Here is a 26,444-nt window from a genome sequence, read left to right on the forward strand (position 1 = left end):
ATTAGTGAATCAAAAGTTAACCAGTACGTTTATAGCTCTGTAAACCCGGTTTAATTGATTTTTCATCTAAAAATTGTTTCAAACCTTCTTGGCGACCATTTTCTGTATCGCGGTGGATACATTGATCAAGTTTGGCATATAGGTAGTCTTCGTTTTGATCCCAAGTCAGTTCACGACAACGCTTAAATCCATTTTTAGCGGTACGAAGAACCACAGGGTTTTTCTCAAGTAAGCAATTTGCAAGCTCAGTCACTTCTGCTTTTAACTGTTCAAGTGGTACGCTTTTATTCACAAGACCCATAGTTTCAGCTTCTTTACCACTAAAGGTTTTACCCGTCATGATGTAGTACAAAGAGGCACGGTGACCAACTGTGTCTGCCATTGCTTTGCTTACAAGGTTACCCGGTGGGATACCCCAGTTAATTTCAGATAAACCGAAAGTTGCTTCATCTGCTGCAATTGCGAGGTCACAAGCCACTAAAGGTGAGAAACCGCCTCCAAAGCACCAGCCGTTGACCATTGCAATCGTTGGTTTTGAATACATGCGAAGAAGTTGCCACTGCCAACGGCATGAGTCGCGGCGAATACGTTCTTGATAAATTTCTGGTTGAGTATCGACTTCACGGAAATATTCCTTCAAGTCCATGCCTGCTGTCCAAGAATCACCTGCACCCGTCAACACAAGCACACGTGCATTTTGATCAAGTTCTATTGCTTCAAGCACATCAATCATTTCACGATTGAGTGTCGGGCTCATGGCATTTTTCTTTTCTGGGCGGTTTAGTGTTACCCATGCAATTCCATCTTCAACTTTAACATCTACTGTTTCCCAGCGGTTTTCATAACTCATCTTCATACTCCTTGAATGATTTTTAGCTGTTCTGGAATTTAATTTAATATCAGTTAAACTTACATTCAAGTCTTTTTTATAAAATTTCATAAATATTTTATAATTCATTGTATTTTAAATATTAATTAATTTTATTGATTATTTTATATAAAAATATGTTGATTTTTTAGTAAGTTTAACTGATATTTTTGCTGTGTTTAAACAATAATACACAAAGGGCTAAATGGAACGACTAGTCAATAAGGGATAACACAATGGAAAAGATATTAGGACAGTCTGCAAGGGCAAAAATCACGTTGCTATTATGCTTTGCAATAGCAATTTTTGAAGGTTTTGATCTTCAGTCAATGGGGGTAGCCGCTCCAAGAATGCGGGCTGAGTTTATGTTGGACAATGGACAGATGGCATGGGCATTTAGTGCTGCAATTTTAGGAACACTACCAGGTGCCATATTGGGCGGTAGGTTTGCAGATATCGTCGGGCGCAAGAAAATTCTGATTTTTAGTATTTTACTTTTTGGAATTATGTCTTTGCTAACGGCTTATGCTGCTAACTTTAGTTTGCTGTTACTCATTCGTTTTTGTACTGGTTTAGGAATGGGTGGGGCGCTTCCGATGATGATTACACTGGCATCTGAAGCTGTACCCGATAAATATAAAGGAACCGCGGTGAGTATTATGTATAGCGGCATTCCTTTTGGTGGATTACTTACTTCTGTCGTTGCTATGTCATTGGCCGGCGATGCAGAGTGGCGTCATATTTTCTATATTGGTGGTATCGCGCCAATTTTACTCATTCCACTGATTATGCGCTTTTTACCTGAGTCAAATGATTACCTGCAACGTAAAGGTCAAGCGCAAAAAACCACGCCATTTTTGGAAGTTTTATTTGCGAAAGAACGCCGTATGTCGACCATTCAGCTTTGGGTCAGTTTTTTCTGTACGCTCGTTGTACTGTATTTCTTGTTGAACTGGTTGCCGTTGCTGATGGGCGCGCAAGGCTTATCGAAACTTCAGGCAAACTATGTGCAGATGGGCTACAACGTGGGTGGAATTTTAGGTTCGATTCTCATGGGCGTATTGCTGGATAAATTACGCATGAGTTTTGTGATTAAACTGATTTATCTCGGCATTTTATTTTCGCTTTGTTGTTTAGCAATTTCTCCGACCGTGGCTTTACTTGCACTTTCGGCAGTGGGTTGTGGCTTATTCATTGTGGGCGGACAATCGGCATTATACGGTTTGGCTGCCATGTATTATCCAACCGAAATGCGTGGGACAGGAGTGGGTGCAGCAGTTGCAATCGGGCGTATCGGTTCTTTTGCAGGACCTTTAATGGCTGGTTTTTTACTCTCGCTTGGACAAAGCTCGACCATCGTAATTGGTTCAAGCATTCCAGTGATTTTAATTGCAGCGATCTCTGCATTACTTCTTGTCAAAAAACCTAAACAGCCTGTACATTTAGTACAAAGCTCAGGTGCTCGCTAAGTTTTAACGAAAGTATGGGGTTAGCGCCTCATACTTTCACTACAGATTTTCTTATGATGATTGAAAGGTTATGGTACGTTCGAATTCAGTTCAAAAAAAAGTAGAAGATGAGCCTAAGTTAAGTTATATGATTGCTCGTGTTGACCGAATTATTAGTAAACATTTAACAGAACATTTAAAAGAGCTTGAGATTACCTTGCCGCAATTTACTGCGCTTTCTGTTTTAGCTTCAAAAAGTAATGTATCCAATGCCAAACTTGCTGAGCGTTCTTTTATTAAGCCGCAATCGGCTAACAAAATTTTGCAAGATTTACTGGTTAATGGCTGGATTGAGAAAAAACCGGACCCAACACATGGCCGCCGTATTTTAATTACCCTGACTGAAAGCGGTGTTGAAAAGCTAAATAAATGCAATGAAGTGGTTTTAAAAGTCGAAGAAAAAATGCTTGAAGGCATTGATATCAATCTAGCTTATTTAATTCGTAATAACCTCGATATTATGGTTAATAATCTTAAAAACCTTTGATGAAAGGTTGTTTGCAATTTAATTTATTAAACTTAATAGAAATGCTTAAGCACTGATTCACACAGAAAATTTATTTCATTTTACAAATGAACTTGCTAGCATCGAAGTGACGTTTTTGGTGATGTGTGGCAGCGAATGTCTTCAGGACAACAAGTTTTACTTAAACTAAGAAAAATGATTATTTCAGGGGAACTTGAAGGCGGTGCCAGAATTGCCGAAATTCCGACTGCCGAGTTACTTGGTGTTTCAAGGCAGCCTGTTCGTATTGCCTTTCGCTTGCTCGAGCAAGAAGGCCTCCTCATTAAAAACCCAACTCGTGGTTACACAGTTCGTGAAATTTCAGAAGAACTTGTTCATGATGCACTTGAAGTGCGAGGTGTGCTCGAAGGATTGGCTGCGAAAACTTTGGCAGAACAAGGCTTAAGTGAAGAGCAGAAAAAGACGTTGCAACATTGCATTCAAGAAACTGAAAAATTATTTAATGATAAAGACGAATTTGGCGATGTTGAACTAGAACGTTATCACCATTTTAACGTCATTTTTCATGACACCATTATTGAGGGCGCGCAAAACGTCGCACTCATCCAAGCCTTAGCGAAAAACAATCAGCTACCAATGGCTTCTGCTCAAGCCATTACCTATGACCAGAATCAAGCTTTGTCTGAATATCGCCGTTTGCACTATGCACATTTACAGCATTGTTCGATTTTTGATGCGTTGGTACATCGTCAGGCAGGGCGTGCTGAAACTTTAATGCGTGAGCACAGTAGTGTGGTGATTTTAGGTGAAACGCTCAGAAATGTTCTCAGCGCTTAAGCTGAAATAAGTTCCTTTATATTTGAATAAAGGAACTCAAGAATTAAAGCTCAATCACAAGATTTTTAGTTTTTGCACGAGAACAGCAGGGCGTAAATTGGTTGTTCAAAGCATGTTCCTCATCGGTCATAAACATATCTCGATGATCAGGCGTGCCTTCTACAACGCGAGTAATACAGGTCCCGCAAATGCCTTGTTCACATGAAACAGGAATATCAAAACCATTTGCAATTAATGCCTCAGTAGCAGTCTGCTCTGGTAATACTTCAATTCGGCGGCCAGTACCTTTCACTTCAATAGTAAAAGCTTCATCATTAGACGTATCTACTTTTTGCGCGACAAAATGCTCTTGATGTAACTGTTCATTGTGCCAGCCAGCTTGTTCGGCTGAGCTCATGACAAACTGCATAAACCCTGTTGGCCCACATACATATAAGTGTCTATGTGGTGAAGTTTGGGCTAAAACCTCTGCCATATTACATTCAGTGTGTGGCTGATCTTGAATATGAAAATGGACTTGGTCACCAAAGTGCTCGGTTAAGTTGCCATAGAAAGCAATCATTTCATGACTACGAACAAAGTAGTGCAATTCAAAAGGAATATTGGCCGACTTAAGTCGATATGCCATCGACAAAATAGGGGTAATACCAATACCACCAGCAAATAAAACTGCCTGTTTTGTTTGAGGGTGAATCTCAAATAAATTACGTGGTTCACCAATCTTTAAATGGTCGCCTTCACGATATTCAGTGTGGATGCAACGTGAGCCACCGCGTGAATTGGCATCATGTAAAACACCAATGACATAGCGATGCTTTTCAGTGCAGCAGTTTGAAAGTGAATATTGACGGATTAGCCCGTTTTTTAGATGCACATCAATATGTGCACCTGCCTCAAAATTCGGTAGCGCTGTGCCATTTGCCGCAACCAATTCAAAAGCACGAATGGTCGGGGTGAGCTGATGAATTTTTTGAATAATAACGTCCATGTTCATACTCCTTTAAATAATCCGAATGTTTGGAAACTTCTGTGCGGACGTTTCAGGAGGTGTTTTATTTTCTTCGGCAAGCAGTCGCTCAATCACCTTACGAGATTGTACACCGCCTGCGTCGATATTGAGCATTAGTAACTTGCGATGAGGATTGTTTAAAATATTTTGCTGCTGTTGCTCAAGCATTTCTAAATCTTCAGTAAAGATTTTGCCTTGGCCTTCACGAATTTGATCGGTGAGTTCAGCATTATTTGGTTGGAAGTTACGTGCCATTCCCCAGAAATACCAGTGTGAGGTTTCAGTTTCTGGCGTAATAAAATCAACCACAATTGAGGAAACTTTTTTGTCTTTCGGTGCGTGATAACCACCATGTCCAGCATGTGCTACACCTACTTCAATATGCACATTGCTTGGCGCAAAGAAGTGGCAACGTTGCCAGCGGTCAACAGGTACATCATCTGCTAAATGATTACCGCGAAGGGCCATTTGCCAAAATGGAGGTGCGATCACATTTTCCATATAGCGTTCGGTAATGACATGATCGCCGTCAACTTTAGTCACAGGCAATGATTCATCAATCTCTTTTTGCCCAATACTGCTTGAGTGAACATAGGTCTCGTGGGTTAAATCCATCAGGTTATCGACCATCAGGCGATAGTCACAGTGAATGTGGAACAGGCCTCCGCCATAGCTCCATTCGGGATGATCTGCCCATTCTAAAGTTGGCAGTTTTGCTTCATCTGCTAAAGCTTTCTCGCCTGGCCATATCCAAATAAAACCGAATTTTTCAATAACTGCATATGATTTATTGCAAGGGAAACCATTTACACGTTGAGCTGGCATTGAAACGGTCTTTCCGTCACAGCTCATGACTAAACCATGATAACCACATACAAGGTTGCCATCTTCTACATAGCCCAATGAAAGTGGGGCACCACGATGGGGACAAAAATCTTCAACGGCTGCAACTTGGTTTTCTTTGCCACGATAAAAAACAATTTTTTCACCACAGATGGTGCGACCTAATGGTTTGTCTTGGATTTCTTCTGGACGGCAGGCAACATACCAAGCATTTTTAATAAACATTGTGACGACTCCTTATCACTTATTGGATCCAATTTATAATAAATAAAAATATTGGTCAATTGATAAGCAGTATATTTTTTAAAAAATATTGATCTTTTAATTTGGTTGTTTTGTATATTTTTAATTGCTATTAAAGACTTTTTATATTTACTTTGAATTTTAGAGGCTAAATTTTTATTCATCTTAATTTGGATCCATAATGACTATGGTTAAGCCATTATGGAGAGTGAAAATTTAGAAATTAACAGTGTAGTGAAGCATCATGCGCTGTTCATCCAGACTTTTGCCGTGTTTGGTGTCGTAGTTAATATTTAAGAAAAGAAACTTAAGATTTTTAATCCAAGCATTTAGGTCGTACTGAATCAACACATCACTTTCTTGCTCAAAATCATTTTGATTCATTGTTTGAAATGAATCGCCATAAATATATTTATAGGTGATTTTTAAACCCTTGATATAGTCTTTAAAGTCATACGATGCAACGAAATGATACGACTTTTCGTCTGCTTTGGTAAACGCGCCTAAGGTCCAGTTCACCATATGGGGGATGGGCATATTATCGAGTTTTGGAATACCATCTTTGCCAAAGTTTTCTTGATAGCCAATTCCAGTTGTAAAGTTTCCATGTTTAATGAAATGCATGGCTCCTACAGATGTATTGTCATATTCACCAAGCTTTGATTTACCGATATCGTCATGGCGGAACACACGTAATTTTGTGGTGTGCTGCTTTGTCCATTGATAATCAAAAGCAAAGTAACTTTGATTGATGAGATCTGTTAAGTAACCATTATAAAATTTCCAATTATATTGAGGCGTTTTCCCATCCCATTGGAAAAAGTAAAGCCCATCAGATTCATGTTTTGAGATGGCGAGTTTGTGGTAGTCCTCCTCATTTTTGGGTGAATAACGATTAATCAAACCTAGCTCGAAATTTTGTTGCGGTGTCTTATATTTTAATTCCAAGCCTTTATAGTTAACTCGTAATTGATGTGTATCCACTTGTGGCGTAAGTGGTGAATCGGGAGTGATTTCACCTACATTCATGCGAAAGTTTTGATATTCAAATCCAGCACCTAAGCCATATTTAATTTGGTCTTGTGCTTGTTTCTTGGTGTTAGGGTCAAAGGGTATGACCATATCATTGGTGTGTTGGTCGCTACTTAGGCGATATGCGTATTGGATGCTTGGATTGAGGTGTAGCTGAATATCATTAAGCTTGGTTGACCAGTCACCACGATAAATCAGACCTTGGCTCAAGCTATGAGTATCGGGACTAGTACTATTTTCATATTGTCTGTCGAAGTTGAATGTTTTTAGTGTGAGTGTATTTTGAAAATTAACATCTACTTCACTATGAGCTAAACAGCAGGCAAGGGTTGTCCCTGAGAAGAAAATCCCATAAATAAAAATATGCTTCATTTTTAAATCCGTTTAAAAGCGTTTTACTGTTCTAAATCCGACATGGCTAGTTGCAAGGTCGAGTTCCTGTGGATGCCTCGCGGCAGCACGATAACGCGCGCAATAGTTGGTAGCGCATAAATAAGATCCACCTTTAATGGTGTATTGCAAAATCTGTTCGTGACTTTGCCGATATTTCGATGGATCTCCCATATGGTGATCTCTTGGACCTGTATAGGGTGTTTGCGTCCATTCCCATACATTGCCAATCAAGTCATATAAGCCAAATGGGTTTTTACTAAAACAGCCAACAGGGGCAACATCCTTAAAACCATCTTCCTGAACATTTTTATAGGGAAATTCACCTTGCCAGAAATTGGCTACAATATGGCCTTCGTGGGTAGGGCCAATATCGGAATTTTGTTGAAAACCTTTGGCTGCATATTCCCATTCAAGTTCGGTCGGTAAGTCATGACCCAGCCAATTTGCATAAGCGTAGGCATCATTCCATGTCACCATGCGAACAGGCTCATGAGGTGTAGGTTGTTTAGAGTTATTTAAGCCCCATGGATGTTTCCAGCTGGCCCCTTTTTCGAATTTCCACCATTGTAATTCTTCAACTGGATGATCTGGTTGTATAAACATAGCTGCGCCACCTTGCTTCTCTGCATCGGTGACATAACCCGTTTGTTTAACAAATTCTTGAAATTGAGCATTGGTGACTTCAGTTGCATCAATTAAAAAAGCTGGAACTAAAGTTGGCTGTAAATTTAATGGGCGTTCATCTTCATAACCTTGTGTGGTGCCTAAAACAATCTTTCCTTGAGGAAGTTTGACCATGCCTGCTTCTTTATTTTTAGGCCAACCCGAAGGAAGGCCTGAATAAGAATTACATTTAGCTTTACTGCCTAAGTCAGGCAAGGTGGTCTGTTGTAGTTGAGGCGTTGTTTTGTGGCATGCACAAAGTAAGAGGAACGATGAAAGCATCATGATCTGTTTCATCTGGTTTTCCCTACTTTTTATTGTATTGCTCAAAATCCACAACACCATTTTCATCAGCATATCTTAAATATTTGTCATTTAAGACTTTAACGATTTCAGGATGTTCTGCGTAAACATTATGTTGTTCATTAAAATCTGTTTTTAAATTGTAGAGTTCCCAACCATGGCTCTTAAATTTAGAAGGTGAGTTTTCAACAAGTTTCCATTCGTCAGTTTTAGCGTAGCGGCTGCCATGTAATTCTTTAAAGTCATAATAATTAACAGGACGAATACGGGCAGTATTATCTTTAAACGCAGGGATCAGACTAAAACCAGATGGTTTAATTTTGGTGCTTGAAGTTGGATAAACCTGACTATTTTGAATACCAGCTAGCTCCATCACAGTTGGGAATATATCTCTGACTGTCGCAAAGTTATTGTTGATTCCATGTTGTTTAGAAATCTGAACAGGTGATTTAACAATAAATGGAACTCGCACACCGCCTTCTGAGGCGGCTGACTTCCAGTGCGTAAATGGTGTGCTACTCACTTCGGCCCAGCGTGGTCCCATATAAACATATGAGCTGGCGTTGCCTATATTTTCATAACGATTGTCGGCATCACCCATTGGGAAATTGTGATCACCACCTTCAGCGCCGTTATCTGACATAAACACAATCAAAGTATTGTCATATAAATGATGCTTTTTAAGATACTGAATGACATCACCCACGCGATCGTCTAACTGAGTGACCATGCCAGCATAAACTTCCATTTTGCGTGCTTCATGTTTGCGCTCTTGTGGCGTGAGTTCATTCCAGCTTTTGGTCCCTAAAGCTTGATTGCCGCGCTCGATTGGATATTCTGCATTTGCAGGAATTAATCCTAATTTCTTTTGACGTTCAAAGCGTTGTTTGCGAATTGCATCGTAGCCTTGATCATATTTACCTTTGTATAAGTCTCTATAATGAGCAGGTGCTTGTAATGGCCAGTGTGGAGCCGTATAGGCTAGGTAAGCAAAAAATGGTTTTTGTGCTTTATTTTTATCTAAGTACTCAAAGGCTTTTTGTGTAAAAAAGTCGGTTGAGTAGTAGTTGTCAGGCAAAGTAACCTTTTGACCATTTTCAGTGTACTGGGTATTGCGCGGATAGTTTTTAGGTTGGTCTTTAAAGTGTAAATCGAAGCCATCGAGCAGGGCAAAAGATTGATCGAAACCACGGGCTTTAGGGTTTTGTTCGGGAGCATAACCTAAGTGCCATTTACCGACCATGAAGGTGTAATAATCTTTAGTCTTTAAAATTTCTGCGAGTGTATAAGCATTTTGCGTTAAGTGACCTGAATATCCATCAATTTTGAGTAGTGCACGCGGACTATCGGCGCCAACCAATTTTTCTTGTCGTTTTGACGTTTCATACATGGCGCCTAAACCGACCAAGTGATTATCTGCACCTGTCATAAGTTGCGCACGTGTCGGTGAACACATTGATGAAGCATGAAAATTAAAAAGCATTTTTCCTTGCTTTGACAGGCTATCAATATGAGGGGTTTTAATTTCGCCACCATAAGCACCAATATCTGAAAATCCAAGATCATCGGCCAAAATAATCATGATGTTAGGTGGTTGTTGATTTTTTGGAGGTGCTGCTTGCGCTGTGTAAAACAATTGGCTGGCAAAAAAAAGTCCCCATGTAAGCTGACTTACTCTTTTGAGTTTCATAACAACAATCCTTTGAAGTTTTAAAATGCATCTTGCATTCCATAAAAATGAACTGAGCTTTTTTGGCTAAAAAATGCTCTGGAATCGATCATAATAGATTTTTTAATATGGATCCATAAAAATATTAAAGCATTCTAATTTTATGTTTTTAATAATTTTATACTTATATAATTTATGTGTTTATAGAGTTTTTAATAATGCATTTATAATTTTAGTTGATTTTTTGGATCCAAATATTCAGTATAGAAAAAGAGCAGGATGCTCCAAAACAAATATTCCTCTAGGTCATTATGGATACGGATATGCATAACCACCCAATCGCTCTTATCGGCAATGTCGTGTGTATCTCTTATCCACATTGGGAGATACACAAATGGAAAGAGACGTTCTAAGTGAGATCAATCAAAACAACATGAGCCGCTACCAATGGTTCGTCATTTTGATCTGTATTTGTCTCAATATTATTGATGGTTTTGACGTGATGGTGATGGCTTTTACCGCGCCATCGGTGTCAGCAGAATGGTCACTTTCAGGGGCACAAATAGGCTTGTTGCTCAGTTCGGGCCTTTTTGGAATGGCTGCTGGTTCCATTTTTCTCGCGCCTTTAGCCGATAAAATCGGTCGTCGTTTACTCATCTTGGTTTGTCTTGTGATTGCAGGTCTTAGCATGTTGGGCTGTGCTTTAGTACAAAGCCACGGCATGTTGGCAGCACTTCGGTTTATTACTGGAATTGGTGTGGGTGGGATTCTTGCCAGCAGTAACGTTTTGGCAAGTGAATATGCCAATGCACGCTGGCGCAGTCTTGCAGTGAGTTTGATGTCTACTGGTTATGGACTTGGCGCGACACTCGGTGGAGTGCTATCACTGGCTTTGATTGAGCATTTAGGTTGGCGCTCAATCTTTTTAGCAGGTGGGGTGACTACCATTGCAATGCTACTCATTAGCGCATGGTTATTACCAGAATCTTTAGATTATTTACTCGCGAAACGACCAAATCAGGCACTCGAACGCATTAATACAACGGTAAGTCGTATGGGGCTTAACCAACTGCCAGTTATGCCACGTTATGAAAAAAACAATACACAAAATGGCAGTGAACTAGGCAAATTATTTGCTGGACAACTTGGATTTCAAACACTTTGTCTTTGGTTTGCATTCTTTTTAGTGATGTTTGGCTTTTACTTTGTCATGAGCTGGACACCAAAAATTCTTATTTCAATGGGAATGTCACCACAACAAGGGGTAAGTACCGGCATTTTAATTAGTATTGGTGGGATTTTCGGTGCAGCCATTATTGGTTTATTGGCATCACGCATGAAAATTTTCTATGCCTTAAGTCTATTTTTAGGACTAACGTCTGCATGTGTTTTCCTATTTGTCGCAGTCTCGGCTCAAGTGAGTATTGCTCTCATAGTCGGCTTATTACTCGGCACACTCATTAATGGCTGTGTAGCAGGTTTATATTCGATTTCTCCAACAATTTATGATGCCGAAATTCGTAGTCGTGGCGTGGGCTATGCGATTGGTTTTGGTCGTATTGGGGCAATTTTATCGCCAACGGTTGCAGGCATTTTTCTGGATAAAGGTATAGCACCCGCAACACTGTATGCCTATTACGGTGTGGTCTTTATTTTGGCTATTTTCCTGATTTTAAGTTTAGGTAATGCTTTTTACCGCAGTCAAAAAGAGCAAAACTACTCGCTTAAAACAGCACCTTAATCCATTAAAAATTAAATAGTTGAGATAAAAAATGAAAAAGACACCATTATGGGTGGGGGTATGCTTGTGCCCATTATTTAGTCAAGTCGTGCATGCCGAGTTTATTGAAGACAGTAAAGCTGAGCTGACACTACGTAATTTCTACTTTGACCGAGACTATAAAAAAGACCCATATCCCTATACAGCAGCCAGAGACTGGGCGCAGGGTTTAATTTTTAAAGGACAGTCTGGTTATACTGAAGGGACAGTTGGGTTTGGTGTAGATGTACTGGCAATGGCAGGTTTTAACCTGATGGGAAGCCGTGCTGATGACTATGCGCGTAGTGGATTATTACCAGTGAATACCGATAACTCGCGTGATGATTATTATGGAAAAATAGGCATTACAGGGAAGGCCAAATTTAGAAAAAATGAGCTTTTTGTGGGGGATTTAGTTCCACAATTACCGACTATATTTTCATCGCCAGCGCGTTTATTTCCACAGACTTATCGTGGTATCCGCTTTGTTTCAAATGAAATTCCAAATCTTCAACTTGAAGGCTTTTATGTCGATGAAGTGCGCCAGCGCGACTCAATTCGTTATACCGATGTTGGAACGGACAATATCAACCATCGTTTTGACAAAGCGGCAACTAGCGATTCTTTTTATACATTAGGTGGAAGCTATCAGTTAAAGGATTATCGTCTACGGGCTTACCATGCTGAACTCAAAGACATTTACCAGCAACAATTTTTAGGTTTTAACGGGAAGCAGCCTTTAAACGATCAGCTTAATTTTTTAAGCGATGTACGTTTTTTTAACAGTGAAGAAACTGGAAGTAAAAAAATAGGAGAGGTCGATAACCGACATATTAGTGGCTTATTTGGTTTGAACTATCAAAATCATACTGTTTCTTTGGGCTACATGCAGTCGTTTGGCTCGACTGGTCTGCCATTTTTGTCGGGAACTGAAAGTCCAGTCGTGCTTGATTTTATGAGTTCGGACTACTCAAATAAAGATGAAAAAGTCTATTCGATTCGTTATGAATATGACTTTAAAAATGCGCGGGTAGGTGATTTTTCATTAAACGGACTGCGTTTTATGACTCGCTATGCAAAAGGCGAAGACATTGATTTGTTGCAATACGGCGATCAGCGTTTTAAAGAAGAATCGATGGAATTTGATTTGGGCTATAAAATTCCTGAAGGTAAGTTAAAAGGTTTGGGAATGCGTGCTCGCTTTTCTCATTATCGCAACGATATGCCGACTAATATGACCTTTCATTCGACAAATGAAACGCGGTTAAATGTCGATTACACCTTTAAATTTTAATGATTAATATTTAACTAAATTTAAGACAAGTTAAAACATTGTGACGATCAATGTTTTAACTTTAGTTATCAACTGCACAAAATCCCTCTATAATACCGCCAATCTTATTAAAGCTAATTGAGTCGTTCATTAAACACATGGCTTTAATCTCTCATTTTTTTAAGTCAATTTCTTCGCTGTGATTCGGCTTATTTTTCAATATTTAGAATTTTATGTGTCTGTGCTGACACATAAAAATATTTAGGTGCCAGCATGGAAATCAAGGTTAATTATCTCGACAATCTTCGACAGGAAGCTAAGTTCGATGACTTTACGGTAATTGCCGATCAACCAATTCGCTACAAGGGTGACGGTTCGGCACCGGGCCCATTTGACTATTTTTTAGCATCGTCAGCATTGTGTGCAGCGTACTTTGTAAAAGTGTATTGTGCCGCTCGAGATATCCCAACCGATAATATTCGTTTATCGCAAAATAATATTGTTGACCCTGAAAACCGCTATAAGCAAACATTTAAAATTCAAATTGAATTACCAGCCGATATTTCAGAGAAAGATCGCCAAGGGATTTTACGTTCGATTGACCGTTGTACTGTTAAAAAAGTGATTCAAACTGGTCCTGAATTTATTATTGAAGAAGTGGAAAGCATCGATGCAGATGCACAAGCATTGTTATTGCCAAGCTTAACTTCTGAAAACCATACCTATATTCAAGGTAAAGACCTACCGTTAGAAGAAACCATTGCCAATATGTCTGCCATTTTGGCAAATTTGGGCATGAAGATCGAAATCGCATCTTGGCGTAATATCGTGCCAAATGTATGGTCATTACACATTCGTGATGCACAATCTCCGATGTGTTTTACCAATGGTAAAGGTGCAACTAAAGAAAGTGCTTTGGCGTCTGCATTAGGCGAGTTTATTGAACGTTTAAACTGTAACTTCTTCTATAACGACCAGTTCTGGGGTGAAGATATTGCCAATGCTGAATTTGTGCATTATCCAGATGAAAAATGGTTTAAACCGGGTCCAAATGGTGAATTACCTAAAGAAATCTTAGATGAATACTGTCTTGAGATTTATAACCCAGATGATGAGTTACTCGGCACACATTTATATGACACCAACTCAGGCAACGTAGAACGCGGCATTTGCTCGTTACCTTTTGTGCGCCAGTCTGACGATGAAGTTGTCTATTTCCCATCAAATTTAATTGAAAACTTGTACTTAAGTAATGGTATGAGTGCAGGTAACACTTTGGCAGAAGCCCAAGTTCAATGCTTGTCAGAAATTTTTGAACGTGCTGTTAAACGTGAAATTTTAGAAGGTGAAATTGCACTTCCAGATGTTCCTGAAGACGTATTAGCAAAATACCCAAGTATTGTTGCTGGTATTAAAGGTTTAGAAGAGCAAGGTTTCCCTGTATTAGTTAAAGATGCATCGTTAGGTGGTCAGTTCCCAGTAATGTGTGTGACTTTAATGAACCCACGTACGGGTGGGGTGTTTGCATCTTTTGGTGCGCATCCAAGTTTTGAAGTTGCATTAGAACGTAGTCTGACAGAATTACTTCAAGGCCGTAGTTTTGAAGGCTTAAATGATTTACCACAACCGACTTTCCAAAGTAATGCAGTCACTGAGCCAAACAACTTTGTTGAGCACTTTATTGACTCAAGCGGTTTGGTCTCTTGGCGCTTCTTTAGCTCTAAATCTGACTATGACTTTGTTGAATGGGATTTTTCTGGCGAAGGCGAAGAGTCGAATGCAGAAGAAGCTGCAACATTGTTTGGCATTCTCGAAGAGATGGGCAAAGAAGTGTATATGGCAGTGTACGAGCACTTAGGTGCGACTGCTTGCCGTATTTTAGTACCGGATTACTCAGAAATTTATCTGGTTGAAGATTTGATTTGGGACAATACCAATAAAGCACTTTCATTCCGTGAAGATATTCTAAATCTACACCGTTTGGATGATGAACAGCTTGAGGCGTTGGTTGAACGCTTAGAGGAATGTGAGCTAGACGATTATACTGAAATCACCACACTCATTGGCATCGAGTTTGATGACAATACAGTTTGGGGTCAACTCACAATCTTAGAACTGAAATTGCTAATTTATGTTGCTTTACAGCAATTTGAAGAAGCAAAAGAGCTTGTCGAAACTTACTTGCAATATAACACCAACACCGTTGAGCGCGGATTGTTCTATCAGTGCATGAACGTGGTGCTTGAAGTGATGCTAGATGAAGAACTAGAGCTTGAAGACTACCTGACTAATTTCCGCCGTATGTTTGGTGATATGCGTATGGACGCGGTATTAGGTTCTGTCGATGGTAGCGTTCGTTTCTATGGTTTAACACCAACAAGCATGAAACTTGAAGGACTTGATCGCCATTTACGTCTGATCGAGAGTTATAAAAAATTGCATGCAGCTCGCGCGAAAGCCGTAGCGATGTAATTTAAAAAGCGAAATAAAAAAGCCTATTTTTAAATAGGCTTTTTTTTATAAAACAACTTGCTGGTTTAAGCAGAAGCTTTGGTGATCTCTATGGTTTCTGCATCTACTCTATGATCTGGCTGCTCATCCAAAGTATGTTTAGCGGGAATATACGACATTGCACGTTCCGCAAGAGCTGTAATGGTAAGACTTGGGTTAACGCCCAAATTGGCACCTAACATTGAACCATCTACAACGTATAAGTTTTTATAGTTAAAGACACGGTTTTGTCCATCTACCACGCCACGCTCTGCACTTGAAGCAATTGCACAGCCACCCATACAGTGAGCTGTAAAAGGCACGTTAAACAAAATTTCAGTAATGGTCGTCATCGGGTGACCGTTAAACATTTTGGCAACTTTTTCGGTAAATGCATTGGCCTGCGGAATATACACAGGTAGCTTTTTACCTTCGCTCGATAACACCTTACCAAAAGGCCAGAACCAATTACGTTTCAAGCGCATGTTAATGGAGGCATCAGCTGTTTGCATCACCAAGAAGATTAAAGTTTGACGTGCAAAACTGACAGGATTACTCATGCGAAGGAAAATAAATGGATGGCAAATAAGTGCCCATAACCAAAAGAAGATACGCGTCCAACCCGGTTTACCTTTAGCCATGTAAGTACACATGAGGCCCATGGCATCTGAACCAGTTTGGTAACGCGTCGCTTCAATGTGAGTGTCATGGTCAAGGTAAATACTTGAACCAATGGCAACACCTTTACTCATGTCGGCATCTTTACCAAAAAAGCGAACGCCTAAAATCGACTCGGCATTAGTACGAACGCGATTACCTAAATCATCAGAAATATTAGGCAGTGAACCTGATTGTTTTAAACGGAACAACATCTCTTGAGTACCCAAGGACGATGCCGAGAAAATCACATTACGAACACGCCATGTACGGCGTTGTTTGTTAAACCATGAGCTTGAACATTCAGTCGTAACTTCATAGCCATCGCTACCATCGGCTTTACCATTGAGTGGTTTAACGTCAACAACTTTGGTTTCTTCGTAAACCTTGGCGCCATTTTTTTCGGCAAAGTACAAATAGTTTTTATCTAATGTATTTTTTGCATTGTGTTTGCAACCTGTCATACAGCCGCCACATGCGGTACAGGTTCCGCGGTCTGGACCTTCGCCGTTAAAATAAGGGTCTGAGTAGGTCTTGCCGCCTTGTTCACCTTCGGGTGGAAAAAAGGTTGCAACACGAGTCGGTTTAAACGTATGCCCAACACCAACTGCATCGCCCATTTTTTTGAGCATGTGGTCGGCAGGACCGAAAATTTTATTATCAGTCACCCCAAGCATACGTTCTGCTTCAGCATAGTGCTGTGGCATTTCTTTTTTCCAGTCCGCCGCATCTGCCCATGTGCCTTCATCCCAAATATGTTCAGGTGGGACAAGTAGGGTATTGGCATAGGTAATTGAGCCACCGCCTACAGCATTACCGCAAATAATGGTGACATGGCGAAAAAAACGCATGTTGAAATAACCGAAAAGTTTCATGCCCGGGCGCCAAATCCAGCGGCGGGTATTCCAGTTATTTTTAGCAAAATCTTTAGCTTCCCAGCGTCGCCCCATTTCCATTACAGCAACAGAGTAGCCCTTTTCGGTTAGACGGCAGGCAGAAACACTACCACCAAAGCCTGAACCAATAATGAGGTAATCATAGTCATAATTGTTTGTTGTCATGCCGAGGACTCCTCTCTGGCGATATTTTTATATTGACTGTGTATGTTTATCAATGAATTGCCCAATGCGCTCAATCGAGTCATTAGATTCATTTAGTATACCCGCGTGGAACTGAAAAACATGTCCGACTCGGTCATAAACCTTCAAGTTCGTCGGAATACCGTATTTTTCAGTTTGTTCAGCAAGGCGTTTTGCATCGTCTAATAAGACTTCTTCTGTACCGACATGAATTAAAACAGGTGGTAATCCAGTTAAGTCGGCATAGAGTGGGGAACAGATTGGATCGGTTACCAATTTTTGTCCGCAATAGTTTTTTGCACACCACGCTAACCAGTCTTCGGAGAGCATCGCATCTTGAGCAGCATGAGTTTTCATCGTGCTTCCAGAGAGGCTTAAGTCAACCCAAGGTGAAAGTAAAACTAATGCCGCTGGTAACGGTAACCCTGCATTTCGTATCGCAATTGCAGCACTTAAACTCAGGCCACCGCCAGCAGAGTCGCCAGCGATCACGAGTTTCGTCGGGTCTTGTCCTTGAGTAAGTAAAGCTTTATAGACTGTAATTACATCTTCAATAGCAGCAGGGCTTGTGTGCTCTGGGGCTAGGCGATATTCAGGTAACCAGACTTGTGCTTGAGCTGTATGTCCGATTTGCGCAGCAAGCTTGGTATGACTTTTTGAGCTACCCACCACATAGCCTCCGCCATGTAAATATAAAATACTGAGGCCTGATTGAGTCGTTTTGGGCTGAATATGGACTGTCGGTACTTGAGTAATGGTTTGCTTTTTTGTTTTATAGCCACGTGGCCCAAGCACAATTGCACTGGCTGCATCGCTACAAAAACGTTGTAGCTTTAGTGGTGTTTTAGGGGATAAAGCTGGACGTAGCGTGGTACGAATAGTCCATGCAAGAAGCTGCTTCATAATAAGGACTCATACTAAGCCTAATATCAGTCAGCATCTCTTAAAATTAAGCGTATGCTGACCACTATTTTTATTTTGCTGATTTATTGAGTAGACGAGTTTGCAATGCAGTCGCAGTTGCAAAAATCTTTTGGTAACCCTGTGGAAGAATACGTTGAATGACATCAACGGCCTTCGCATCAGCTCCAATGAGTAAGCGGCGACGGTCCTTACGGACAGCTTCTAAAATTTGTTGAGCGGCCTCATCAGCAGGGGTACGAAGTAATTTATCGAAAGCATCCTGACTTTTTAGAGGGTCCATGCCTAAAGACTGGACGCTATTATTCATGCGGGCAGCTTTGGCAATATTGGTACGAATACCACCCGGATGCACACAGGTCGCACTCACTCCAGCATTTTGCATATCGAGTTCTTGGCGTAGAGATTCAGTAAAGCCACGAACAGCAAATTTACTGGCATTATAAGCACTTTGGGTCGGTTGAGCTGTTAAGCCAAACATACTAGAAATATTAATAATATGCCCATCACCACTTTGCTTTAAGTAAGGTAAAAACTCTTTGGTGCCATAAACCACACCCCAAAAGTTAATACCAATCAGCCATTCAAGATCTTCATAGCTCACACCTTCAGCCGTACTACCTATTGCGACACCAGCATTATTAAAAATCAGGTTAACTTGGCCATGTTCATCTACAACTGTCTTTGCCCAAGTTGCAACTTCATCACGTTTAGCCACATCAACTTTTTGAGTAGTCACTTTGACTGAATAAGGCGTTAACAGCTCGACTGTTTTAGCTAATCCAGCTTCACTAATATCGGAAAGTGCCAGATGGCAACCTTGTTTTGCGAGAGCTATAGCAATTGCTTGTCCAATACCAGAGCCAGCACCTGTCACAGCTGCGACTTTATTTTTAAAAGACTTCATAAAATTCTCCGTTTATTTTTCTCATTTCCTATGGTGAAGCTTGTTTAAGAAATAGCCGAAACCTGACTGTAGTTTTCAATATCGAAGCGACGAGTACGTTGACGATATTCAAGGGTAAAACCCGGCCAGTTATTGGTATTTTTGCCATCAGCAGTTTGATACCAACTGGTACAACCTTGTGCCCAGACAGTTTTTTTCATTTTTTCTTGAATGCTTTGATTAAACTCATGTTGAACTTCTGCACGAACATTGGTGAACAGAAGTTTGTTTTGTAGGGTTGTTTGAATGGCATCTAAAATATAATTCACTTGGCTTTCAATCATATAGACAATTGAGTTGTGCCCAAGATTGGTGTTTGGACCATAAAGCATAAAGAAGTTTGGAAAGCTGCTCACAGTTAAGCCGAGATAAGCTTCCGCACCATCTTTCCATGTGTCTTTTAAGGTACGACCATCAAGACCTGTAATCTGCATTGGCGCCATAAATTCTGTTGCGGCAAAGCCTGTACCATAAATAATGGTGTCGACTTCACGTAGATTTCCTTTCGTATCTAAAATGCCGTTTTCGGTAATTTCTTGAATGCCTGTATTAATGACGTCTACGTGAGACTGAGTCAGTGTTGCATACCACTGGTTAGAGATTAAAATACGTTTACAACCAATTGGATAATCCGGCATTAAACGGTGGCGTAACTTCCCATCTTTAACGACTTTACGGATGTGACGTTGGAATAAATATTCCACCAAAGGCATTTCATTGAGTGAAGTTGTAAAAGCAAGTAGGCGAATTTCATGATGACCATATTGCAAGGCACGGTCTAGACTTTGCAAAATCGGCAGTTTACGGAAAGCCTTTTTCTCTAAAGGTTGGTAAACCCGATCTGGTTTTGGAATCACGTAAGGTGCAGAGCGTTGATAAACGTCTAGTTGCGCTACCTGTTTAGCAATTTCGGGTACAAACTGAATTGCGCTTGCACCTGTACCGATCACTGCAACACGTTTGCCAGTTAAGTCATAGTCATGATCCCAACGTGCTGAGTGAAATGCTTTACCTTTAAAGTTTTCAATACCTTTAAGTTTTGGATAGGCAGGGCGGTTGAGTTGGCCTACAGCGCCCACCAAGAATTCAGCTTCGAACTGTTCACCAGAAGTACTTTGAATGTGCCATACACCTTGCAGAGCATCAAATTCTGCACTGGCTATTTCAGTGTTAAATTGAACATGCGGGCGAATATCATATTTGTCGGCACAGTGGCGTAAATATTGATAAATCTCTTGAGATGTTCCGTAGCGATTTTTCCAGCCCAGCTCTTGCTCAAAAGAAAAAGAATAAAGATGAGAAGGCACATCACATGCAGCACCTGGATAGGTATTGTCACGCCAGACACCGCCGACATCGGCAGCTTTTTCAAATAGGGTAAATTGTTCAAAACCTGCTTGTTTGAGACGAATGGCAAGTCCTAGACCACCAAAGCCAGTGCCAATAATAGCAATGCGTACATTTTTATTTGAATTAGTCGACGAATTAAACATAGGCTGCTCTAAATCCTTAAAAACAGTGGGCGAAAGATTCGCAATTTCCTGTATGCAGAATAGACGTTTATTAACTTGATTTAGAGGATGGATGAGGACAAAATATTGTGATTCGAGGACATTTTTGGATGGTACAGTGACGTACGCATGGGCATTTGAACGCAGTGTACATAGTGTTCGGTTAATGGCTGATTTTGCAGTGGAATCAGGCATTTCTTATCAAACCATTTTAAAAGGAACTGGAATTAGCCAGCAGCAGTTGCTTGATCCCAATATGGTAGTTTCGGGACATCAAGAATTACAGCTCATCCATAATTTAGTCGAACTCTTTGAAGATCGGCCAACTTTAGGTTTAGAAGTAGGTACACGTTATCATTTCACCACATTTGGACCTTTAGGTATGGCGCTTATAAGTAGTGCTAGTATCCGTGAAGCGCTTGATTTTGCACTGACTTATTTTTCATTAACGTTTGCATTTACCCGTTTTATTGTTTCAGACACTAAAGACGGTCCCCTTATTGAACTCACAGATGAAGATATACCATCTTCGGTTAGACAATTTATTATTCAACGTGATGCCGCCGCGCTTATTACGGTACAACGCGACTTAGTACAAGATAATTTTTGCCAGTATTTGGCTTTTTCTTTTCAGCCTAAAGGTGATGTACAACCTTATATAGATTTATTTGGTATCTTGCCAGAGTTTGGCGCAGGTCGGAATTTTGTTCTACTCGATGCGCACAAAGTTGACCAAAAGTTGCAGATGGCCAATGATCTTGTTTTAAATACAGCCGAAGAGCAATGTCGGCAAATTCTCGATAAACGTCAGTCACAAAAGAAGTTCACGGCATTGGTACAAAGACAATTGATGAATATTCGAGGTGAAATGCCATCCATGGAAGTGGTTGCTGATCGATTGCATTTAAATGCTCGCACTTTACGTCGCCATTTAGCGCAAGAAGAGATGACGTTTATCCAGATTCGGGAAGAAGTTAGGCAAGTTTTAGCAGAGCAATATTTGGCATTACCAAAAGCTTCGGTTGAGCAGATTGCAGAGTGGTTAGGCTATGCAGAAACAGCCAGTTTTATTCATGCTTATAAAAGATGGCATGGCAAAACACCTCATGCCATGCGCTTAAACAATCAATAATTAACATATTTTATTTCGCTAACCGCAAATGTAATAACCGCGTTGCTGAGGTGTGGCGAATTTCATCAATACGCGCATTAAAATAACGTTCAGTAATTGCTTCGCCTGAAAGATCTTCGACTACTTCAAATCCCATTTGCTCCACGGCCTGATGTAAATCTATTGGTTTAAATTGTCCCAATAAAGGCTCTTTCAGCAAGTGGGTAAACTGTGCAACGCCCATACTTCCAAGTCGCTCGATACCATTCAATTCTTGGAAATCAGTTGAATAGTCGAGTACAACTTCACTACCGTTTGCAGCAAATTCAGCAATACTTTTTAAAGTTTGCAAAGTGGTTTGAGGGTTTAAATAGTGTGTTGTGCCTAACCACGAAAAAAAAGCAGGAGCGGTTGGCTCATAGAGACTTCTAATCAAAGCTTCCGAAATAGACTCTTTTTCAAAGTTAATCGCGACAAAATCAACGGTAGCAGGAATATTTCCTAGTTTTTTTAGCTTGGCCTGTTTGGCAGCTTGAGTATCAGGATGGTCTACTTCAAAGATTTTCAAAGCAGGGTAATGATGAGACTCGCGTAGGGCAAAAGAGTCTAGGCCAGCACCCACCAATACATATTGTTGAGTGTTCTGTTGAACTGCCTGATCAAGTAAATCTTCGGCATAACGCGAGCGCCCGACCACTTGCCCAGTAAGTAGACCTAAAGTACGGTTTAAAACCGCAGAATTCATGACCTTAACAATCAGTGAATTAGAGAGAAGTTTTTTCCAGCCTTTACTGGTTAGCTCAAAAGCATAAGGGTCTGAAAATATGGGGTTCTTTGTGTTCTGAAAATGATTGGCCCGTAATGCAGCAGCAGCTTCAGCGGTACGACTTGATTGACCTTCTTTCATCTTTATCCTGTTTTTTTATTTCTTGAAGATATTCAACGAAGAAGGCAGTGTATTTCATGAAAACCTAAAATACACTGCCTATTTCTTACAACTGATTTGATTGAAATTACAAATTAGTGAGTTTTTGTGGTTTGATACGTCACTTCATAATCTTTCAAATCTACTTTTTTCAAACGTTGTTTCAGCTTTTTCAATGACCAAGGCCATGCAGCAAAGTTACGTCCGTTGGCATCAAGGTAGTAACTCTTACAGCCGCCGCTATTAAATACAGTCGTTTTTAGGTGTTTTTGCACTAAATCGTTATGCTTTTTAATCACATCAGATTTAACATTTATCTTGCTAATTCCTTTGTTTTTAATTTTCAATAAGCCATCTACGATATAGTCGAGCTGTGCTTCTGCCAAACCAATGAAAGAGTCATAGACCAGTACGTTAGGCCCTAAAACTAAAAATGCATTTGGTACATTTTCAATGTTGGTCCCCAAGTAAGCTTCTGGTGAGCTATCTTTCCATATATCTTGTAAACATTGACCTTTTTCATTATGGACACGTTTACCAATTGGCGGGTGAGATACTTCAAAGCCTGTACCCCAAATAATCACATCAACTTCGTGGCGTTCACCATTGGCAGCAACCACCGTATTGCCTTCAACTTTCACTAAACCATGAGGGATTAGGGTGGTGTTTGGTGCTTGTAGCGCTGGATAATAATTGTTAGCGAATAAAATACGTTTACAACCAATATCAAAGTTTGGCGTTACGTTTTTACGTAGCACAGGATCATTAATCTGTAATTTAAGTAATTGCTTACCCAATACATTTACTGGTTTTAATGCAAGTGGATTACGTAAACCAAAGTTAATTGCATTCAGCGTTAACGCTACACTTTTACGCCAGCTCGCCTGAATAGACGGATATTTAGCAATCACTGATTTACTAAATTCACCCAAGTCTGTATCTGGTTTTGGTAGTACCCAAGGTGCTGTACGTTGGAATACAAACAGCTCTTTCGCTTTTGGTTGAATTTGTGGCACAAATTGAATGGCAGATGCGCCAGTACCAATCACGGCAATGCGTTTACCTGTCAAATCATAATCATGGTTCCATTTAGCAGAATGGAACATCTCGCCTTTAAATGTTTCTAAGCCTTCAAGACGTGGAATTTGAGCTTCGGTAATTGGACCTGTGGCAAAAATAACGGTTTTAGATAAATATTGACCAGTACTGGTATCAAGTACCCACACATGACGTGAGTCATCCCACGCTGCGTTGAGCAGTTCGCTATTAAACTCAATTTTAGACGTAACATTAAACTCGTTACTCACATCTTCCAGATAGCTTAAGATTTCTGGTTGGCGTGCAAATAAATGGCTCCATTTTGCACTTGGTGCAAATGAGTAGGAATAAAGAGCAGAAGGTACATCGCAACCACAACCTGGATAGGTGTTTTCACGCCATGTTCCACCCACGCGGCCAGCTTTTTCAATAATCTTATAATTGGTATAACCAACTTGATCTAGGCGAATGGCAGCGGCAATACCTGAAATGCCAGCACCCACAATAAAAGTATCGAAAATATGGTTTGGTGATTTGACAGCTTTTTTTGCTGAAGCATTTGTTTTCATTTGAGCAGTCATATGTGTACTACCTATAAATTTCTTATTTAAATAATTTGTACGATGTGCCAAGGAACTTGTTATACAAGCTTGGAGATGCACGTTTCATGAGCCAGAATAACTTTGCATCAATTTGAGGAATGGTATACAACTCATCCTGATCAAGGCGATTAAGCGTTAATCTTGCAACATCGTCACTTGTGGTGAAGGCATAGTTCATCAGTGCATGGTCTGCTAGCTTTGAATAACGTCCAGGAATTCGGCCATTTTTAATGATATTGGTTGGAACCAGCGTCGGGCAGAGTACATTCACTTTAATATTAAACTTATGCAGTTCAGCTGAGAGCGTTTCTGAAAGAGCACGTACACCCGCTTTAGTCACGTTATAAGCGGTCATTTCTGGTGCAGCAGTGTAAGATGCAGCAGAGGCCACATTAATAATCGCGCCGTAACCTAGCTTTTTAAACTTTGGAACAAAGGCATGGCAACCGTGAATAACACCCCAAAGGTTAATATTCATAACCCAATTCCAGTCTTCTAGGCTTAGCTCATCAAACTTACCACCCAAACCGACACCAGCATTATTAATGACAAGAGTTACAGGATGCCCAAGTAAGATTTCAGCAGTTTCAGCTAGATGATTAACCTGTTCAGCATTACCCACATCACAACGCATAGCAAAAGCTTTGGCGCCTTCTTGTTCAAGAAGTTTTACTGTTTCTTCAGCAGCTTCGAGATTAATATCTGCACACACTACGCTGCCACCACGTTTCGCAAGTTCCATTGCAAAACTTCGACCAATCCCACTGCCTGCACCCGTTACTACGGCATAAGCTTTTTGGCTTGGTTTAACTTTCTTTTTGCCAAATAAAATCATGATTCATCCATAAATAGCTTGAAGAGATACCAGCTATCTGTTCGATAGCTGGAAATGCAGGACGATTAAGACATGCGTACTGGTGGGGTAAACTCCTTAACAAAGTAAGGTGCAATTGCACCGCCTTCGGTCAGCAATTTCTTTTTGTAATATTCAAGATACTCAGTTGTATCATGATCATTTGGATGAAAGTCTGGACGTAAGTAGTCAAGAATTTGACCAATCGTACTACCGAATACGCCATCTTTTGGACCAAAGATTAAGCCTACACCGCGACGAGCATCTTTCCAGAATTTTAAAGTCAGCATTTCTTGCGGCTTTCTTAAAACAGGAACAAATAATGTAGTGGCAGGAATTAACCCTAAAATGGTAATGAGAGCTAGAACGAAACCAGAAGCTCGTAATGGATAGCTGCCATTTAGGATTTGATAAACATCGTATGCAATGTCTTTATGTTCAGATTCTTCAAGCATGTGCCACATCCACAATGCACGGCTTTTCTCATCATTTGAGTAGTAGAAATTCTTTTCATGCTTCATCATGTATTCAGCAAGTACCGCAGTAAAATGCTCAATACCTGCCATCATTGACAATTTTAGTGGTTGTGGAAATTTCAAAAATACATATTTAAAGAAGTTCGAACCAAGAAAACGATATAGCGCAACAGGATATTCAGCATCTTGAAGGGCATCGTTATATTCATTGTGCAATTTAGAATGAATTGCTTCTTGGCCAATCAGTGAGGTAACACGTTGCTTTAAAACTGGGTCTTTAATAAATTCGCGGTGATGGCGAGCGGTTTCAATAACCAGATCTTCACCATAGGTTAAAAACACCGAAAGTGTGGCAAAAAATAAAGTAGCAAATTGGTTGTCCATATAGAATCTGACATCAATTTCCTTACCATCAAAACCAATATTTAAGTGACGAATTGGAATAGAACTTTTGCTAGCAAAATCGGGTACTTCAATTTCACGCTGAAATTTAAGTTTGTTGAATGATTTTTTAACTGCGGTCGAGATCATGGCGACACCCTGAGGCAAAGTAGTGGTGCATTTTGATGAAAATCGATAAACTCAATGATCAACAAAGCACTATAAAATTCCATTTTCAAAAACAGATGATTCTCTGCATTGACTACGGTGTTGTTGCTCCGTTATTTGTTTGATTATTTGGCTGAATAACGGAAGAAGAGCCGATGTAGACAAGAGCTACTTAATGACTCTTCTTTAATTTTTTCATATTAATCTGACATTATGTTCGGATTCAATTCGGGTAAATTTTTAAATATATAAAAGTATTTTGTAGACATTTTTTGCAGTAAAATTTTTAATTGATTTGATTTTATATATTTGAAAAATAATAAATTAATTTATATTTAAGCTAATAAAATAGCCACTTGAAACACATATTCACTCATGGCTCTGGGAATGTTTTTCTAAATTTTTTTTCGCTAAGTTTGA

The 26,444-nt window shown here is 40.0% G+C and carries 21 protein-coding genes; 7 read left to right on the forward strand and 14 right to left on the reverse strand.

Annotated elements, in window-relative coordinates; translation table 11 throughout:
* Positions 1–16: 16 nt before the first annotated feature.
* On the reverse strand, positions 17–856 hold the full coding sequence (locus ACS125_RS09610) for a p-hydroxycinnamoyl CoA hydratase/lyase (protein WP_171056853.1): 840 nt from the start codon (positions 854–856) through the stop codon (positions 17–19).
* A 248-nt stretch (positions 857–1,104) separates the two neighbouring features.
* Here ACS125_RS09610 and mhpT point away from each other — a divergent pair, with 248 nt between their 5' ends.
* The 3 genes from mhpT to ACS125_RS09625 all read left to right on the forward strand — a co-directional run bounded on the left by mhpT (position 1,105) and on the right by ACS125_RS09625 (position 3,679).
* Positions 1,105–2,337 (forward strand): 3-(3-hydroxy-phenyl)propionate transporter MhpT, encoded by a 1,233-nt coding sequence (gene mhpT / locus ACS125_RS09615; protein WP_005258683.1) that lies wholly within the window; start codon positions 1,105–1,107, stop codon positions 2,335–2,337.
* A 70-nt stretch (positions 2,338–2,407) separates the two neighbouring features.
* A complete protein-coding gene (locus ACS125_RS09620; protein ID WP_005070428.1) occupies positions 2,408–2,863 on the forward strand; it encodes a MarR family winged helix-turn-helix transcriptional regulator in 456 nt (151 codons plus the stop codon).
* A 123-nt stretch (positions 2,864–2,986) separates the two neighbouring features.
* A complete protein-coding gene (locus ACS125_RS09625; protein ID WP_443271767.1) occupies positions 2,987–3,679 on the forward strand; it encodes a GntR family transcriptional regulator in 693 nt (230 codons plus the stop codon).
* A gap of 43 nt (positions 3,680–3,722) precedes the next feature.
* On the opposite strand, the gene ACS125_RS09630 is transcribed toward ACS125_RS09625, so the two are convergent.
* The 5 genes from ACS125_RS09630 to ACS125_RS09650 all read right to left on the reverse strand — a co-directional run bounded on the left by ACS125_RS09630 (position 3,723) and on the right by ACS125_RS09650 (position 9,855).
* Positions 3,723–4,667, reverse strand: a complete 945-nt coding sequence (locus tag ACS125_RS09630) for a PDR/VanB family oxidoreductase (RefSeq protein WP_443271769.1) — start codon at positions 4,665–4,667, stop codon at positions 3,723–3,725.
* A gap of 12 nt (positions 4,668–4,679) precedes the next feature.
* Positions 4,680–5,756, reverse strand: a complete 1,077-nt coding sequence (locus ACS125_RS09635) for an aromatic ring-hydroxylating dioxygenase subunit alpha (RefSeq protein WP_443271771.1) — start codon at positions 5,754–5,756, stop codon at positions 4,680–4,682.
* A gap of 234 nt (positions 5,757–5,990) precedes the next feature.
* Positions 5,991–7,178, reverse strand: coding sequence for an OprD family outer membrane porin (locus ACS125_RS09640; protein ID WP_443271773.1), 1,188 nt, complete (start codon positions 7,176–7,178; stop codon positions 5,991–5,993).
* Positions 7,179–7,190: 12 nt separating this feature from the next.
* Entirely contained in the window at positions 7,191–8,144 is a 954-nt protein-coding gene (locus ACS125_RS09645) for a formylglycine-generating enzyme family protein (RefSeq protein WP_443273953.1), read from the reverse strand.
* 25 nt (positions 8,145–8,169) lie between these two features.
* A complete protein-coding gene (locus ACS125_RS09650; RefSeq protein ID WP_443271776.1) occupies positions 8,170–9,855 on the reverse strand; it encodes an arylsulfatase in 1,686 nt (561 codons plus the stop codon).
* 373 nt (positions 9,856–10,228) lie between these two features.
* Between ACS125_RS09650 and ACS125_RS09655 the strand changes: the two genes are divergently transcribed.
* From ACS125_RS09655 to ACS125_RS09665, 3 genes are all read left to right on the forward strand, one after another.
* Complete coding sequence (locus ACS125_RS09655; protein ID WP_443271778.1) at positions 10,229–11,575, forward strand: MFS transporter; 1,347 nt, start codon at positions 10,229–10,231, stop codon at positions 11,573–11,575.
* A 31-nt stretch (positions 11,576–11,606) separates the two neighbouring features.
* Positions 11,607–12,887 (forward strand): OprD family outer membrane porin, encoded by a 1,281-nt coding sequence (locus ACS125_RS09660; RefSeq protein ID WP_443271780.1) that lies wholly within the window; start codon positions 11,607–11,609, stop codon positions 12,885–12,887.
* A 252-nt stretch (positions 12,888–13,139) separates the two neighbouring features.
* Positions 13,140–15,338 (forward strand): OsmC domain/YcaO domain-containing protein, encoded by a 2,199-nt coding sequence (locus ACS125_RS09665; RefSeq protein ID WP_443271782.1) that lies wholly within the window; start codon positions 13,140–13,142, stop codon positions 15,336–15,338.
* Between the two features lie 65 nt (positions 15,339–15,403).
* Here ACS125_RS09665 and ACS125_RS09670 read toward each other — a convergent pair whose 3' ends face one another.
* The 4 genes from ACS125_RS09670 to ACS125_RS09685 all read right to left on the reverse strand — a co-directional run bounded on the left by ACS125_RS09670 (position 15,404) and on the right by ACS125_RS09685 (position 20,452).
* Entirely contained in the window at positions 15,404–17,074 is a 1,671-nt protein-coding gene (locus ACS125_RS09670) for a GMC family oxidoreductase (protein ID WP_443271784.1), read from the reverse strand.
* Between the two features lie 27 nt (positions 17,075–17,101).
* Entirely contained in the window at positions 17,102–17,995 is an 894-nt protein-coding gene (locus ACS125_RS09675; protein WP_443271786.1) for an alpha/beta hydrolase, read from the reverse strand.
* 70 nt (positions 17,996–18,065) lie between these two features.
* Positions 18,066–18,920, reverse strand: a complete 855-nt coding sequence (locus tag ACS125_RS09680) for an SDR family NAD(P)-dependent oxidoreductase (RefSeq protein WP_443271788.1) — start codon at positions 18,918–18,920, stop codon at positions 18,066–18,068.
* Positions 18,921–18,964: 44 nt separating this feature from the next.
* Positions 18,965–20,452, reverse strand: coding sequence for a flavin-containing monooxygenase (locus ACS125_RS09685; RefSeq protein WP_443271790.1), 1,488 nt, complete (start codon positions 20,450–20,452; stop codon positions 18,965–18,967).
* Positions 20,453–20,588: 136 nt separating this feature from the next.
* On the opposite strand from ACS125_RS09685, the gene ACS125_RS09690 reads away from it, so the two are divergent.
* On the forward strand, positions 20,589–21,602 hold the full coding sequence (locus ACS125_RS09690) for an AraC family transcriptional regulator (RefSeq protein ID WP_034596331.1): 1,014 nt from the start codon (positions 20,589–20,591) through the stop codon (positions 21,600–21,602).
* Between the two features lie 10 nt (positions 21,603–21,612).
* On the opposite strand, the gene ACS125_RS09695 is transcribed toward ACS125_RS09690, so the two are convergent.
* The 4 genes from ACS125_RS09695 to ACS125_RS09710 form a co-directional block, all read right to left on the reverse strand.
* Positions 21,613–22,488, reverse strand: coding sequence for a class I SAM-dependent methyltransferase (locus tag ACS125_RS09695; RefSeq protein ID WP_443271793.1), 876 nt, complete (start codon positions 22,486–22,488; stop codon positions 21,613–21,615).
* A gap of 113 nt (positions 22,489–22,601) precedes the next feature.
* Positions 22,602–24,125, reverse strand: coding sequence for a flavin-containing monooxygenase (locus ACS125_RS09700; RefSeq protein ID WP_004793788.1), 1,524 nt, complete (start codon positions 24,123–24,125; stop codon positions 22,602–22,604).
* 22 nt (positions 24,126–24,147) lie between these two features.
* The gene (locus tag ACS125_RS09705) at positions 24,148–24,981 is read right to left on the reverse strand and encodes an SDR family NAD(P)-dependent oxidoreductase (protein WP_151963551.1); all 834 of its coding nucleotides are present in this window, start codon (positions 24,979–24,981) and stop codon (positions 24,148–24,150) included.
* Positions 24,982–25,046: 65 nt separating this feature from the next.
* Entirely contained in the window at positions 25,047–26,006 is a 960-nt protein-coding gene (locus ACS125_RS09710) for a metal-dependent hydrolase (RefSeq protein WP_174730392.1), read from the reverse strand.
* Positions 26,007–26,444: the final 438 nt, after the last annotated feature.

This window comes from Acinetobacter sp. PFS20 (genome assembly GCF_052261015.1).
Lineage (GTDB): Bacteria > Pseudomonadota > Gammaproteobacteria > Pseudomonadales > Moraxellaceae > Acinetobacter.